Here is a 14,035-nt window from a genome sequence, read left to right as displayed (position 1 = left end):
GGTTTGCGGCGGCGCCCTCAGGCCGCCTGGGCGCCTATCTCGGCCGATTTCGCTGCGGCGACCGTCTCCCCGAGCTTGGCCTCGAAATCCCGGAAGTTCTGGGTCGCCGCGTCCCAATCCGCCGTGCGGATGCCGGCGACGACGGCGCCGGCATGGCGGCGCGCCGCATCGAGGCTGCGCTGGACGTTGGCGGGGAGCGGGGCTTCCTGGCCGATGCAGGTCGCGGCCTCGTCGGTCACCGGGTTGAGGCCGACCAGGACGGAAGCGAGCCGTCGACGCCAGGCCGCGCAATCGGCCGGGAGGCGGACGAGGCGCTCGGCCATGGCAGAATCGCCGTTCCCGTCCAGGAGCTGACGGCTCATGGCCTCGAGATTGAGCAGGCTGCCGATCGCGTCCGCGATCTCGCCGCGGGCTTTCTCGGTGCCGTTGGCGATGCGGGTGACGCTCGAGGAGATCTCGCTCGTCGCCAGGATCTGCTGATCCATGATCTCGGCCATCGCCCGCATCTCGGCGGCGGCCGTCGCCACGGAGATGCTCTCGGCCTCGACGCGGGCATTGGCGCGCGCCATGACCTCGGATCCCGCGGTGACGGCGGCCCGGCTCTGGTCGACCGCTTCGTGCATTGCCGAGAGCTCGCCCTTGAGCGTTGCGAGGCGTGCGCGGATCTCCTCGGTCGCCTTGGCCGTCTGGGCCGAGAGCGCCTTGACCTCCCCGGCCACCACCGCGAAGCCTCGGCCGGCCTCTCCCGCGCGCGCCGCCTCGATTGTGGCGTTGAGCGCCAGGAGATTGGTCTGGGCCGAGATCGCCGCGATGGCGCTCGCCATTTCCTCGATCCGGCGTGCCGCCGAGGCGAACCCGTCGAGGCAGCCCCCGATCTCGGCGGTGCGGGACTCGATGACCTGCATGCGATCACCGGCGAGGCGCATGTCGTGCGCGCATTCGGCGATCCCGGACCGCGCGCGCTCGGCGGTCTCGGCCGAGGTCTGCGAGCGGGCCGCGATCTCGCTCGTGGAGGCCGCGACCTCTTCGCTGGCGGCCGCGATCAGGCGAGCCTGATCTGCGACCTGAGCGGCATCGTGCGTGATCCAGCCGATGGAGGTTCCGGCCTCGGAGGCCGCCGCCGACACGCTCGCCTGCTGACGCAGGGCACCGAGATCCACCGCGAGGGGCGCCGCAGCCGCGACGGCCGTGATGACGGGGGGCGGAACAGCCGGAGCGCTCGGGACGATGGCTTGTTCCACCACCGCTGATCTGCGGAAAAAGCTCACCATGGTGTCGCGCGCCCTCAGTATTCGACGACGCAATCTGCCCGGAAAATGTTCAAGCGACGGTTAAGACCGGCGCATGAGAATGCCGATCCGCGCCGCGCGATTTCTGCTGACGTCGCGAAGATGCGAGCGACCTCAAGGACGTGACGGGGAGGGCCGAGCCCTCTCGGCGGCGCGTTGCAACGCAAATCGCCAAAAAATGAGCAAAGCCTTGTGGCACATTTTATTGCTCCCTCCCGAATACCGGGAGGGAGCCAGGGTGTTGGTCGAGCGAATTGGATAACTTATTCGCCGGTCAGGGCGGCCTTGGTCCGGGACCACCAGCCGGCTCGCTTCGGACGATCCGGGTCCGAGGGCGGCGTCAGCACGACGGCAACCGGCTCAGGGGCCGGAACGGCGGGTGCTTCGGCAGGCTCGGAAGCAGGTTGCTCCGCGACGGGCTGCTCGGGCGGCGTATCGGCCACCGGCAGGTCGACGGCCGCCTCGCGCGGGGTCTCCTCGATGGCCGCGATGGCTTGCGCGCTCACGGGCTCTTCCGCCGAGAACATCGCAGGTTCGGAGGATTCTCCGGCCTCGGATTCCCCGGCCTCAACCTCCGCTTCGGACAAAGCGCCATCCTCGCGGTTGCGCCCTTCGGAGCGGCCACGCCCGCCGCGACGTCCGCGGCGGCGGCGCCGCCCGCCTTCGTCCTCGGCCTCCCGCGGAGCTTCGGAGGAGGCCTCGCTCACGCTCTCGTCAGCGGCAGCCTCGGCCGGCACGGCATCCTCGGATTCCTCGTCCGCCTCACCCGATTCCGCCTGACGCTCGTCCTCCGTGCCCTCGGCGCGTCCGCCCCGACGGCGGCGGCGACGGCGGCGACGGCGCTGGCCCTCTCCCTCGCCCTCGCCCTCTTCGCGCGCCTCGGTACGGGTCTCGCCGTCCTCCGCCTCGACCTCTTCGACCGTCCCCTCGATGAGATCCTCTTCCTCGATCTCGTCCTCGACCTCCATGGCGGGTGAGATCGCGACGGCGCGCACGCCCGTGACCGGGCCTTCCGCGCGCTGCGCTGGCTCGCCGCGGTCGAGCTGGTAGGCGGCGGTGGCGGACAGGCGCTCGTCGGCCGCGATGGTCACGGTGACGCCGAAGCGGATTTCGAGCTCGTGCAGATGCGCGCGCTTCTGGTTGAGGATGTAGAGTGCAACCTCCGTGCGCGTGCGCAGGATGAGGTTGTGGCTCGACGACTTGAGCAGAGCTTCCTCGATCGAGCGAAGGATGTGCAGCGCCACCGAGGCGGTGGCGCGCACGAAGCCCGAGCCGCCGCAATGGGCGCACGGGATCGAGGAGGATTCGAGCACGCCGGTGCGGATGCGCTGGCGGCTCATCTCGAGCAGGCCGAAGGGGGAGATGCGACCGACCTGGATCCGGGCGCGGTCGTTCTTCAGGCACTCATTGAGCTTCTTCTCGACGGCGCGGTTGTTGCGCTTCTCCTCCATGTCGATGAAGTCGATCACGATGAGGCCGGCGAGATCGCGCAGCCGCAATTGGCGGGCGACCTCCTCGGCGGCCTCGAGGTTCGTCTTGAGCGCCGTGTCCTCGATGTCGTGCTCGCGGGTCGCGCGGCCCGAGTTCACGTCGATCGAGACCAGCGCCTCGGTCGGATTGATCACGAGGTAGCCGCCCGAGCGCAGGGAGACGTGGGTCGAGAACATCGCGTCGAGCTGTTGCTCGATCCCGTAGCGCGCGAAGATCGGCGTCGAATCCCGGTAGGGCTTCACGACCTTGGACTGCGCCGGCATCAGCATCCGCATGAAGTCCTTGGCCTCGTGATAGGCGTCCTCGCCCGAGACGAGCACCTCCTCGAGATCCTTGTTGTAGAGGTCGCGGATGGCGCGCTTGATCAGCGATCCCTCCTCGTAGACCAGGGCGGGCGCGGTCGAGGACAGCGTCAGCGCGCGCACGCTCTCCCACAGGCGCATCAGATACTCGAAGTCGCGCTTGATCTCGGGCTTCGTGCGCGAGGCGCCGGCCGTGCGCAGGATGACGCCCATTCCCTCCGGCACCTCCAGATCCTGCGCGACTTCCTTCAGCCGCTTGCGGTCGGCCGCGCTCGTGATCTTGCGGGAGATGCCGCCGCCACGGCCCGTGTTGGGCATCAGCACGGAGTAGCGCCCGGCGAGCGACAGGTAGGTGGTGAGCGCCGCGCCCTTGGTGCCGCGCTCCTCCTTGACCACCTGCACGAGGATGATCTGGCGGCGCTTGATCACCTCTTGGATCTTGTAGTGACGCCGATAGGTCCGGGGCCGCTCGGGGATCTCCGCGAGCGCGTCGCCGTTGCCGCCGACCTGCTCGATCTTCTCCTCGTCGTCCTCGTCCGAATCCTCATCGGATTCGTCGTCCGAATCATGGTCCTCGTTCGCGTCGTCGTCCTCGTCCGCGTCGTCGTCCTCATCCAAATCTTCGGAAGGCGCGTTCCGGGCCGCGGTGGCGTCCTCGGAATCCGCCGCCTGCACGGTTTCCGGATGCCCCTCGGCAACGGGTTCCGGAGTGTCGCTCAGGGGAGCGGCCTCGGCCTCGGGCTCGTTCCGAGCGGGGGCCGCATCCTCGGCCGGCGATTCCGGCGCATCGGCTGCGGGCCCGGCCTCCAGCACGGCGTCGGGAAGGTCGGCGGAGGCATCGCTGCCCGGCGCGAGGACGCCCTCGTCCTCCACGCCCTCGGGAGCCTCCGCGCCATCCTCGGCGCTGACCGTCTCGGCGTTGCGCGCCGAGGCGGCTTCGGCCCGGCGCCCGCGCGAGCGGCGGGAAGAGCGGCGGCGCTCCTCGCGCTCGCGGTGCTCTTCCGCGTCGCGCGCCTCATCCTCGAGCAGCGCCTGCCGATCGGCGAGCGGGATCTGATAATAGTCCGGATGAATCTCGCTGAAGGCCAGGAAGCCGTGGCGGTTTCCGCCATACTCGACGAAGGCCGCCTGCAGCGACGGCTCCACGCGCGTGACCTTGGCGAGGTAAATGTTGCCGCGAAGCTGGCGCCTGTTGGCGGCCTCGAAGTCGAATTCCTCGACCCTAGACCCGTGAACCGTGACGACCCGGGTTTCTTCCGGGTGCATCGCGTCGATGAGCATCTTGTTGTTGGCCATGACGAACTTTCGACATGGCGGCCGACGTCGCTCTCCTCGGGCCGAGCTGTCCCGGTGGAGCATCTCCCGGCCCGCGGGCCATCCTGGGAAACGCTCGCGCCGGCCTCGTCACCGAGACCGTGGGGGCTGTTGGGAAGGGATTGCCGTCAACCGCCGTTCGGCGCCGGTCTTCGGCGCGCTTGGGGTTGAACCTGGTCGGGAGGAAGGGCGAACCGGCGCGACGCAAAACGCGCGCGCTTGCGGCACGAGCAACGGCAACCGATGCTGTGCGTCCGCCCATCCCTTTCCTGACCTCACGAAGACATCTCGACCGGACACGCCGGCCGCGAATTCCAAAACGGGTGTGGCGAGGACAATTCCGCCACGCTTGCCGACACCCACCCGGCCCTGAAGGGAATCCGACGATCGCTGCGGAAAACCGACTGCGACGGCGCGTCAGGGCCATGCGGGCTCCGGCGCGCCCGCGGGCCGCGACGTGGACCGGCGGACCGGGAAGGGGTCCGTATCATTACAGATCGTCGCAGGGATTTGGCAAGGGCAGTGATGCGCGCGGGGGCCGGCCGCTTCGCATCAGCGCCGCATCGAGGAGCCGGAGCTCACTCGACAGTGCCGCTCCTCGTGCCCGGCCGCCGCGACGCGGCCGGGAACGGGGCGCGTCGTGCCGACGATCTGAGGCCGAAGGGGGGAGACCGCGTTGGACGCGTCCCAGGTCCCGGGCGCGGCGGTGTAGCCACCGGATGCCGCCGCACCCGCCGCCCCGGCGCGCTCACGGGGAGCCTGCGCAAGGGCCGGCCACGACACCAGACCCAGAACGAGAACCGAACCGGCCGCGATAAGGCGCTTGGTCATGAGCCAACCTCCGTGCAGGGCGCGGATCCCGCTGGTCGGTGTGGCGAGCCAGGACCAAGCCTGCATAAACTTGGATGTGGGCAGGCATCCAGTGCATCGCCGTGCCGTTCGGCACCGCTCCGATCCGGGAGATTCTCGCCGGGCAACCGGGGCGTTCTGCGGGATCGCCATCGCGGATCGGCGTCGTCCGCGTTCCCCGGATGCTGGTCTCGGTACGTTTCCGGGCCGCCGCGGGGGCAGCCTCAGAAATGCCCCGAAATGCGGTGCAGCCCTGGAACCAGATTGATCGACGGAAAGGGCTCCGTCGTCGTGCGGGTCAGGCCGTGCCGGACGGCCCTTTCCCTGAAGCAGCGCCGGCCATGCATCCGCTCGCCCATGTTCTGGTCTGGTCCGGCGTCCTCGGCTTCATCGGGATGGTGGGCTATGCCTCGAAAGGGGGCGCGGTCTGGATGATCATCGCCCTGATGCTCGCCGGTATCGCGATGCTGATCCGCTGGCGTTGATGGCAGGCCGGACTGATCAGCGCCCAGGTGCAGCCAACCTACACGTGAGCGTTGTAAAATTTTCGTGATCGCGTGCAACGTGACGCTAAACTAAGCATTCCGGCTCCAGGCTCACCTGCGAGGAGCGGTGTTGCTCGATGAGTACGAACTTTTCCGTCAGAAAAACACAGAAAGCGGAACAACCGCTCGGCGGAATCGACGAGCTTACCGTGCGGATGCGACAACTGATCCACCATCGTGGATACGATCGTGGCAAGATCGTCAGCGCGATCCTGTGCCGTTACTTGCCGAATGCCGGAGGAATGGTGAGACTGTTCTGAGACAGAATTTGACTCAAGCGATGCTCGACCGGAAATTGATCGATCACCTCACCGCCAATGTGTCGGGTGAACTGCACATGGCCCGCGAGCGCTTGGCGGGCTGAAGCCCGTGCCCAGGCGATCGCGCCGGTGCCGGGTGAACGGGCACCGGCGCAGGGCCGCGGTCAGGCCAGGGCGCGCGAGACGGCGCGTTCGACGAAATGGGCGGCGGCAAGCGCCCGACCGTCTTCGCTGAACGGTGCGATCACCTGGACTCCGAGCGGAGCCTCGTCACCCGGCATCGGAATCGTCACGCAGGGCACACCCATCAGCGTCCAGAGCCGGTTGAAGCGGGAATCGCCCGTCGAGGCGAAGCCCTGCGGCGCCTGGCCCGGCGCGGACAAGGTGAGAATGACGTCGAACGCGCCCTCGCGGAACGTCGTCTTCAAGGCGCGCCGCGCCGCATGGGTCACCCGCCGCGCGGCGTCGTAGGCCGCAGCATCGATGTCCTGCGCCGCGTCGAGATGGGCGCGCAGGAGCGGCGGCAGAGCCTCGCGGTGATGGTCGAACTCCCAGGCCAGCGCTTGGGCCGCCTCGAAATCCTGGATCGTGCCGTGCTGCGCGAAGGCTGCGGTCACGGCGCGCGGGAGTGCGGCGTCCCGAACCGTCGCGCCGGCCGCCTCCAACGCCAGCACGGCCCGACGCAGGGCCTCGAGGGGTTGCGCTTCGGCCGCCTCGCAGAAATCGGGGATCAGCAGACCGAACCGCGGGGTGCCGGGCGCGCTCTCCGACAGGTCGATCTCGGGGCGGCCCGTCATCAGCGCGAGGGCATGGGCCGCGTCGGGCACGCTGGCGGTGAAGAGGCCCAGGGTGTCGAGGGTCCAGGAGAAGCACTTCACGCCGGTTGTCGGGATGAGGCGGAAGGAGGGCTTCACGCCGACGACGCCGCAATAGGCCGCCGGGCGGATCACCGATCCGCCGGTCTGGGTGCCGAGGGCGAGCGGGAACATCCCGGCTGCGACCGCCGCGGCGGAGCCGGCCGAGGAGCCGCCCGGCGTGCGCCCCGGCGCGCGGGGATTGCGGGTCTCGGTCGGATCGAGGAACGCGAAGGCCGTCGTGGTGGTCTTCGCGAGCGCCACGGCCCCGAGGCGCCGCAGCCGCGCCACGGCGGCCGCATCCGCCTTGGGGCGCCAGCCGGCATAGATCGACGCGCCGAGTTGCGTCGGAAGATCCGCCGTGTCGATGACGTCCTTCACGCCGACCGCGATCCCCGCGAGGGGTCCCTGTGTCGGCACGACCGGTGCGGGATCGAGGCTGACGAGAGCGGCGATATCCGGCTCGTGCGCCGCGACGGCCTCGCGCGCCAGTGCGATGGCGCCCGCGGGCGTGAGGGTGCCGGCTTCGATGCGGCGACGGAGGGACAGGAGTGAGAGCATGCGCTTGGTGATCTGTAACGGGTGAGGGGAGGGCGGGCCCGGATTCAGGGGTCGTTCGGGTCGGGGTCTCGTCAGGCCGGATCCTGCGGGAATCGTGGCGACCGCGCCAGGGCCGCCTCGCACCAGAGCCCGATCCGCAGGAGCCGCAGGTCGGCGCGGTAGGGGCCGACGAGTTGGATGCCGAGGGGCAGGCCGTCGGGGCTCTCGCCCGCCGGCAGGGTCAGGGCGGGAACCCCGAGGCAGGTCCACGGCACGCAGAAGGCGGGGTCACCCGTGAAGGCCAGGCCCTCCGGGGCCGGCCCGGACGCCGGCAAAGTCAGGATGGCGTCGAAGCCCTGCAGCACCGAATCCAGGTCCGCGCGCAGGCGTGCCTGCAGGCGAAGAGCCTCGACATAGGCGACGGCCGCGAGGGCGGACCCTTCCCGAACGAGGTCCTTCAGGGGTTCGCTGGTCTTGTCGGGAAACCGCGCGACGAGGGTCCCGAAGGTGGTGCCCGCTTCCGCCGCCAGGATGGTGCGCGCGGCGCTCCACAAGGCCTCGAACCCTTCGGGCAAGACAATGTCCTCAACGAAGCCGCCCTCCGCCCGGAACTTGCGGGCGGTGGCCTCGATCAGCGCCCGCTGCCCAGGATCGGCCTGATCCCAGATCGCCGTACGCACGAGGGCGAGGCGCGGCGCCGGCAGGGGATCGAGGCCGGTCTCGGGATCGACCGCGAAGGGCACGAGCGGCCGGCCGTGCCGATCGCCGTCGTCCGAGGCCGCGAGCCAGGACAGGGCGTAGGCCGCGTCCAGAACGGAACGGGTGAAGAGACCGACATGGTCGAGGGAACCGGCCAGGGGGTGGATGCCGACCCGCGGGATCGCCCCGAAACTCGGCTTGAAGCCGACCACGCCGCAATAGGCCGCCGGACGGATGACCGAGCCGAAGGTCTGGCTGCCGAGCGCCAGGGGCACGAGGCCGGCCGCGACCGCCGCGGCTGATCCGCTCGACGAGCCGCCCGGCGTGTGACCCCGCCGCCAGGGATTGTGGGTTGGGCCGGGATGGCGCCACGCGAACTCGGTCGTGACGGTCTTGCCGAGGATGGAGGCGCCGAGGGAGCGGAGCCGAGCCGTCACCCAGGCATCGCTGGCCGGCACCTCCCCGTCATAGACCGCGGAGCCGTTGGCAGTCGGCATGTCGGCGGTCGCGATGATATCCTTGATCCCGACGGGGATGCCGCCGAGGGGGCCATCGCCAGCCTTCAGGGTCGAGGTCAGGTGCGTGAAGGCGCGCAGGCTCGGGTTGCGGGCGCGGGACGCGTCGAGGCAGGCGCTCAGATAGGCGTCGGGCGTCGTCGCGCCGGTGCGGAAGGCGCGCAGGGCCTCGACGAGGCCGAGTTGATGCAGCATCGCTGGGATCTTGTCCGTGAAGAGACTGGGCGCGCGGGGGCGCGGGCCGCGCGGTCGATCCGCGCCACCCGCGCGTGGGACGCGTCAGTTCGCCGAGAGCGTCTTCTCGATGAAGTCGCGCCGCACGAAGGTCGCGTAATCGGGCTGCGCCGCGAGATTGCCGAGCGCGACCTGGGTTTCCATGCCGGCCCGGAGGGCCTCCGGCGAGATGTCGACGCTGTCGGGATAGACCTTCTCGCTCATCATCCGCTTGACGGCCGCTTCGACGACGGCGGGATCGAGGCTCGGGAACTCCCGCTTGGCGATCGCGACGGTCTGGTCCGGGTTGGCCTGCATGAAGCGGATGGCCTTCTGCAGGCCGTTCACCACCTTCTGGGCGACCGCCGGATCGACGTCCTTGCGAGCGCTCACCGAGGAGAAGGCATAGGGACCGTAGAGCTTGGGAAAGCCGACGGCGACCTTCATGCCCTTCGCGATGACCTGATCGAGGCCGGGCTCGTACATCACCGCTATCTTGGCCTGACCGGCCAGGAAGGGGCCGGGCTCCGAGCCGATCTGGACCTGCGTGATGTCGACGTCGCTCTGCTTCAGCCCGTTCTCCTTGAGAAGCTTGAGGAAGAGCGAGGTGCTCGTCGTCGGCATCAGGCCGGAGACGATCTTCTGGCCCTTGAGGCTCTGCACGTCCTTGTAGTCGAAGTCCGGCGCCGTCGCGATCCAGACCGCGGCGCCGTTGACGACGTTCGCCACGATGTTGACGGGCGCGCCCTTCGAGGCCGCGATCGCGGTCCATTCCGGGCCGTGAATCGAGAATTGCGCGCTCTTCGAGATCACGGCCGAGAGCGCCACGTTCGGGGCGCCCGCCGTCTCCTTCGTGACGTCGAGGCCCTCCTTCTCGAACATCCCTTCGTCGATCGCGACGTAGAAGGGCAGGTAGAGCATCGACTGGAAGGCCTGGGAGATCGTGACCTTCTGGGCGGCTTGCGCGGGCAGGGTCAGCAACCCGGCGAGGGTGAGAGCCGCGAGGGGCCGGAGGCGCTTGGCGAGATTCGGTCGGGTGAACGGCATGGGCTTAGACGACATGGGCTTAGGCAAGTCCTTGTGACACGGAGGGATGATCGAGCCGGCGCGGGTCCTAGACCTGCACCTGGCCGGCGGTGTTGACCTGCCGCCAGGGCAGGATGCGGCGCTCGGCGAAATCGATCAGGTGGTAGAGGACGAAGCCCACGAACATCAGCACGAACAGGCCGACCCAGACCGTGTTGAGGTCGTAGAGGGAGGAGGCCGTGTAGATGAGATGGCCGAGGCCGCGCTGGGACGAGATGAACTCGCCGACCACCGCGCCGACGAGCGCGAAGCCGATATTGATGCGGAACATCCCGATGATCGCCGGCAGCGTCGAGGGCACGATCACGCTGCGGAAGATCCGGTTCTTCGTCGCCCCCATCGAGGCCAGGAGCGCCTGGAGGTCGGAATCGGCATCGCGCGCCGCCTGATAGGCGGCGATCAGCGCCACCAGAGCGGTCAGCGAGACGGCAAGCGCGACCTTCGAGACGAACCCGGTGCCGAACCACAGGATGATGATCGGCGCCAGCGCGATCTTCGGCACCGAGTTGATGGCGACGATGAACGGCTCGACGAGGCGCGCGACGAAGACCGAGTACCAGAGCCCGAGCCCGGCGAGCGACCCGAGGGCCGTGCCGATGACGAAGCCGAGGATCGCCTCGATCAGCGTGTACCACGTGTCCACCGGCAGCGACCCGTCACGCATCGAGCCGAGGAAGACGCGCCAGATCCCGGACGGCGCGCCGACCAGGAACTCGGTGAGCCAACCCGCCCGCACCGCGACCTCCCAGGCGGCGAAGAAGGCGGCGACGGCGATCATCTGGATAAGCCCGCGGCCGACCATGGTATCGGCCGCACGCGCGACCGCACCGGGCTTGCGGCGGAGCGAGCCCGCGGCGCGTTTGGCGGGAACGGAATTTTTCAAGACGTGCGACGTCATCAGGCGGCCCTCGTGCGGGTCTGGATGTCGAGTTCTCCGCAGAGCGTGTGGAAGTATTCGGCAAAGCGCGGGTCGCTGCGGGCACCCACGGGCGAGCGGGCGTCGAGCCCGATCTCGTGCACCGCCTTCACCTTGGTCGGCCGGTTGCCCAGAACCACGACGCGCTTCGAGAGGGCGACGGCCTCGTCGATGTCGTGGGTGACGAGGATGACGGTCTTGTTGAAGGTCTCGACCGCGTCGAGGAGCACCCCCTCCAGATAGAGCCGGGTCTGGTAGTCGAGGGCGGAGAAGGGCTCGTCGAGGAGCAGGATGTCCGGATCCATGATCAGGGTCCGGATCAGCGCCGTTCGCTGGCGCATGCCGCCGGAAAGCGTCCTCGGATAGGCGTTCTCGAAACCCGAGAGCCCGAAGGTCGAGAGGTACTCGCGGGCGGTGTCGAGGGCCTCGCCCTGCTGGACCCCCTTCATCTCAAGGCCGAGCATCACGTTCTGCAGGACCGTGCGCCAGGGAAACAGCAGGTCCTTCTGCATCATGTAGCCGACGCGCCCGCGCAGGCCCGGGACGACCTCGCCACGGAACATCATCGAGCCGCCGTCGGGCTCGAGCAGCCCCGCGATGACATTGAACACCGTCGTCTTGCCGCAACCGCTCGGGCCGATGATGCTGACGAAGTCGCGCTCGTAGATGTCGAAGTTGAGCCCATCGAGCACCGGCACCGGGCCGGCCTTTCCGGGGAAGGATTTTCGGATGCCGCGTAGGCTGAGTTGGACCTTGGGCGCCGTCATGTGCACTCCGTTGGTGGCGGAGAGGCCCTGGCAAGCTTCGGGCCAAAGTGCATACAAGATACGCCTGAGCTATGCTTGGCAGCGATTCCACGAGGCCGAACGCCGCTTGTTTCCGCGGTGGTTCCTCACGTGCATGCGCTCCCGGTATAGCTCTTGCCAGTCCGCGCAGGTCAGCGCGAGGCGACGACCTGCCGACCCGAACCGAGGATGAGAGGGACCCGATGAGAACCACGACGCACAACCTGCGGGTGGATGGATCGCGCTTGTGGTCGACGATCCTAGAGACGGCGACCTTCGGGGCGACGCCGGCGGGCGGCCTCAACCGCCTCACGCTCTCGCCCGAGGACGGGCAGGTGCGCGACTGGTTCCGCGAGGCCTGCGAGGCGGCGGGCCTGGAGGTCGGCGTCGATGCGCTGGGCACGCAGTTCGCGCTGCGGCGCGGCCGGGACATGAGTCGTCCGCCGGTCGCCTGCGGCTCACATCTCGATACGCAGCCGACGGGCGGGCGCTTCGACGGCATCCTGGGCACGCTGGCCGGGCTCGAGGTGATGCGCGCCCTGAACGATGCCGGGATCGAGACCGAGGCGCCGCTCCTCGTGATCAACTGGACGAACGAGGAAGGCTCCCGCTACGCCCCCGCCATGATGGCCTCGGCGGCTTACGCGGGCGAGTTCACCACCGAGGACATCCTGTCCCGACGCGACGCTGCCGGGATCAGCGTCGGCGAGGCCCTCGATGCCATCGGCTACCGGGGTACGGAGCCTGTCGGAGCCCGCAAGATCGGGCGCTTCGTCGAGCTGCATATCGAGCAGGGCCCGATTCTCGAGGCGGAGGGCAAGACCATCGGGGTGGTCGAGGGCGGCCAGGGCATCGCGTGGTTCGACGGGACCATCCAGGGTTTCGAGAGCCATGCCGGCACGACGCCGATGCCGCGCCGGCGCGACGCGCTCCTCGGGCTCGCCGAGATCGCGCTCGCGGTCGAGGACGTCGCCAAGGCCCACGGGCCGAGTGCGGTGGCGACGATCGGGGAGGCCGTGATCGGCGCGCCCTCGCGCAATGTCGTGCCGGGGCAGGTGCGCTTCACCCTGGACCTGCGCGATCCCCGATCCGCCATCCTCGATGCCGCCGAGGCCGCTTTGCGCGCGCGCATCGACGAGATCGCCGAGCGCCGGCGCCTCACGGTCGCGCTCACCCGGATCTGGCGCAAGGAGCCCGTGCCGTTCGATCCCGCGATCGTCGATTCGGTCGAGGCCGCGGCCGGAGCGCTCGGCCTCTCCCATCGGCGCATGGTCTCGGGCGCCGGCCACGATGCCTGCAATCTCGCCGGTCAGGTGCCCACCGCCATGATCTTCGTGCCCTGCCGCGACGGGGTCAGCCACAACGAATCGGAATCGGCGACGCAGAGCGATTGCACCGCGGGCGCCAACGTCCTGCTGCACACGCTGCTTGCTTTGGCCAACGCTCCGGCCTGAAAACCTGACGGCACGACGCGGCTGGCGGGACATGCCCTGCCTTCCGCCCGGATTGCATGCCATTCGGGCATTGCTGCCCAGAGGAGAGACGCCGCATGCCCACAGCCGCCAGTCTCGCCGCCTTCGCGCTGATCTCGCTCGGCATGGTGCTGACGCCCGGGCCGAACATGATCTATCTCGTCTCCCGCTCGATCGCGCAGGGGCGCCGGGCCGGGCTGATTTCTCTCGGCGGCGTGGCGCTCGGCTTCGTGTTCTACATGCTGTGCGCCGCCCTCGGGATCACGGCGCTCGTCCTGGCGGTGCCCTTCGCGTACGACACCCTGCGCTTTGCCGGTGCGCTCTATCTTCTGTACCTGGCGTGGCAGGCGGTCCGCCCCGGCGGGCACTCGCCCTTTCGCGTGCGCGCCCTGCCGCCCGACGGGCCCGGGCGGCTTTTCACGATGGGGTTCGTCACCAACCTGCTGAATCCGAAGATCGCGGTGATGTATCTCTCGCTGCTGCCCCAGTTCCTCGACCCCGAGCGAGGCAGCATCCTCGCTCAGTCGCTGATGCTCGGTTCGACCCAGATTCTCGTCAGCGTGAGCGTCAATGCCGTGATCGCGATCCTGGCGGGCTCGATCGCGTCGTTCCTCTCCGGGCGTCCGACATGGCTCGTCCTGCAGCGATGGCTGATGGGGACGGTGTTGGCCGGGCTCGCGCTGCGGATGGCCACGGAGGCGCGGCGCTGAAGGCGCTGAACGCTTTAACCGTCCTGCCTCGCCGAGGGCCGATCGTGCGCGGCCCGGTCAGGGTCGCGCCGCACTCACCGTGCGCGGCGCGCTGCCGGGCGCATTCGCGCGGGCCTGGCGCCATTTCAGGTAGGCCTGATAGACCTGCTCCCGGTCGGCGACGCGGCCCGGCGGCTGTTCGTCGAGGAAGCGATC

The 14,035-nt window shown here is 69.2% G+C and carries 12 protein-coding genes; 4 read left to right on the top strand and 8 right to left on the bottom strand.

The genetic code is table 11. The features are described from left to right. Positions 1–17 precede the first annotated feature (17 nt). The 3 genes from F6X53_RS21780 to F6X53_RS21770 all read right to left on the bottom strand — a co-directional run bounded on the left by F6X53_RS21780 (position 18) and on the right by F6X53_RS21770 (position 5,227). Complete coding sequence (locus tag F6X53_RS21780; protein ID WP_151002460.1) at positions 18–1,271, bottom strand: methyl-accepting chemotaxis protein; 1,254 nt, start codon at positions 1,269–1,271, stop codon at positions 18–20. 281 nt (positions 1,272–1,552) lie between these two features. Then, complete coding sequence (locus tag F6X53_RS21775) at positions 1,553–4,378, bottom strand: Rne/Rng family ribonuclease (protein WP_151002459.1); 2,826 nt, start codon at positions 4,376–4,378, stop codon at positions 1,553–1,555. A 570-nt stretch (positions 4,379–4,948) separates the two neighbouring features. Further along, positions 4,949–5,227 carry a hypothetical protein gene (locus F6X53_RS21770; RefSeq protein ID WP_151002458.1) on the bottom strand — a complete coding sequence of 93 codons (279 nt, stop codon included), beginning with the start codon at positions 5,225–5,227 and terminating at the stop codon, positions 4,949–4,951. Between the two features lie 74 nt (positions 5,228–5,301). Here F6X53_RS21770 and F6X53_RS21765 point away from each other — a divergent pair, with 74 nt between their 5' ends. Continuing rightward, a complete protein-coding gene (locus F6X53_RS21765) occupies positions 5,302–5,730 on the top strand; it encodes a hypothetical protein (RefSeq protein ID WP_151002457.1) in 429 nt (142 codons plus the stop codon). Between the two features lie 137 nt (positions 5,731–5,867). Continuing rightward, entirely contained in the window at positions 5,868–6,050 is a 183-nt protein-coding gene (locus F6X53_RS21760) for a hypothetical protein (RefSeq protein ID WP_151002456.1), read from the top strand. Positions 6,051–6,214: 164 nt separating this feature from the next. On the opposite strand, the gene F6X53_RS21755 is transcribed toward F6X53_RS21760, so the two are convergent. From F6X53_RS21755 to F6X53_RS21735, 5 genes are all read right to left on the bottom strand, one after another. Next, complete coding sequence (locus tag F6X53_RS21755) at positions 6,215–7,465, bottom strand: amidase (protein WP_151002455.1); 1,251 nt, start codon at positions 7,463–7,465, stop codon at positions 6,215–6,217. A gap of 71 nt (positions 7,466–7,536) precedes the next feature. Next, a complete protein-coding gene (locus tag F6X53_RS21750) occupies positions 7,537–8,853 on the bottom strand; it encodes an amidase (protein ID WP_151002454.1) in 1,317 nt (438 codons plus the stop codon). Between the two features lie 84 nt (positions 8,854–8,937). Then, on the bottom strand, positions 8,938–9,933 hold the full coding sequence (locus F6X53_RS21745) for an ABC transporter substrate-binding protein (RefSeq protein WP_238298805.1): 996 nt from the start codon (positions 9,931–9,933) through the stop codon (positions 8,938–8,940). Between the two features lie 52 nt (positions 9,934–9,985). Then, positions 9,986–10,855 (bottom strand): ABC transporter permease, encoded by an 870-nt coding sequence (locus tag F6X53_RS21740; protein ID WP_151002453.1) that lies wholly within the window; start codon positions 10,853–10,855, stop codon positions 9,986–9,988. Continuing rightward, positions 10,855–11,640 carry an ABC transporter ATP-binding protein gene (locus F6X53_RS21735; RefSeq protein ID WP_151002452.1) on the bottom strand — a complete coding sequence of 262 codons (786 nt, stop codon included), beginning with the start codon at positions 11,638–11,640 and terminating at the stop codon, positions 10,855–10,857. The genes F6X53_RS21740 and F6X53_RS21735 overlap by 1 nt, the downstream gene beginning before the upstream one ends. 221 nt (positions 11,641–11,861) lie before the next feature. Between F6X53_RS21735 and F6X53_RS21730 the strand changes: the two genes are divergently transcribed. Further along, entirely contained in the window at positions 11,862–13,112 is a 1,251-nt protein-coding gene (locus tag F6X53_RS21730; RefSeq protein WP_151002451.1) for a Zn-dependent hydrolase, read from the top strand. Positions 13,113–13,207: 95 nt separating this feature from the next. Continuing rightward, positions 13,208–13,840, top strand: coding sequence for a LysE family translocator (locus F6X53_RS21725; RefSeq protein ID WP_151002450.1), 633 nt, complete (start codon positions 13,208–13,210; stop codon positions 13,838–13,840). Positions 13,841–14,035 lie beyond the last annotated feature (195 nt).

The sequence above is a fragment of the Methylobacterium soli genome, from assembly GCF_008806385.1.
GTDB lineage: Bacteria > Pseudomonadota > Alphaproteobacteria > Rhizobiales > Beijerinckiaceae > Methylobacterium > Methylobacterium soli.
The sequence above is the reverse complement of the archived record's forward strand: the minus strand, read 5'-3'. Positions and strand labels throughout refer to the sequence as shown.

Excerpts from the sequence above, each read along its gene's own strand:
- F6X53_RS21730 (WP_151002451.1), top strand. The coding sequence starts at position 11,862 with ATGAGAACCACGACGCACAACCTGCGGGTGGATGGATCGCGCTTGTGG.
- F6X53_RS21775 (WP_151002459.1), bottom strand. The coding sequence starts at position 4,378 with ATGGCCAACAACAAGATGCTCATCGACGCGATGCACCCGGAAGAAACC.
- F6X53_RS21745 (WP_238298805.1), bottom strand. The coding sequence starts at position 9,933 with ATGTCGTCTAAGCCCATGCCGTTCACCCGACCGAATCTCGCCAAGCGC.
- F6X53_RS21760 (WP_151002456.1), top strand. The coding sequence starts at position 5,868 with ATGAGTACGAACTTTTCCGTCAGAAAAACACAGAAAGCGGAACAACCG.
- F6X53_RS21735 (WP_151002452.1), bottom strand. The coding sequence starts at position 11,640 with ATGACGGCGCCCAAGGTCCAACTCAGCCTACGCGGCATCCGAAAATCC.
- F6X53_RS21765 (WP_151002457.1), top strand. The coding sequence starts at position 5,302 with ATGTGGGCAGGCATCCAGTGCATCGCCGTGCCGTTCGGCACCGCTCCG.
- F6X53_RS21750 (WP_151002454.1), bottom strand. The coding sequence starts at position 8,853 with ATGCTGCATCAACTCGGCCTCGTCGAGGCCCTGCGCGCCTTCCGCACC.
- F6X53_RS21725 (WP_151002450.1), top strand. The coding sequence starts at position 13,208 with ATGCCCACAGCCGCCAGTCTCGCCGCCTTCGCGCTGATCTCGCTCGGC.
- F6X53_RS21740 (WP_151002453.1), bottom strand. The coding sequence starts at position 10,855 with ATGACGTCGCACGTCTTGAAAAATTCCGTTCCCGCCAAACGCGCCGCG.
- F6X53_RS21780 (WP_151002460.1), bottom strand. The coding sequence starts at position 1,271 with ATGGTGAGCTTTTTCCGCAGATCAGCGGTGGTGGAACAAGCCATCGTC.
- F6X53_RS21755 (WP_151002455.1), bottom strand. The coding sequence starts at position 7,465 with ATGCTCTCACTCCTGTCCCTCCGTCGCCGCATCGAAGCCGGCACCCTC.
- F6X53_RS21770 (WP_151002458.1), bottom strand. The coding sequence starts at position 5,227 with ATGACCAAGCGCCTTATCGCGGCCGGTTCGGTTCTCGTTCTGGGTCTG.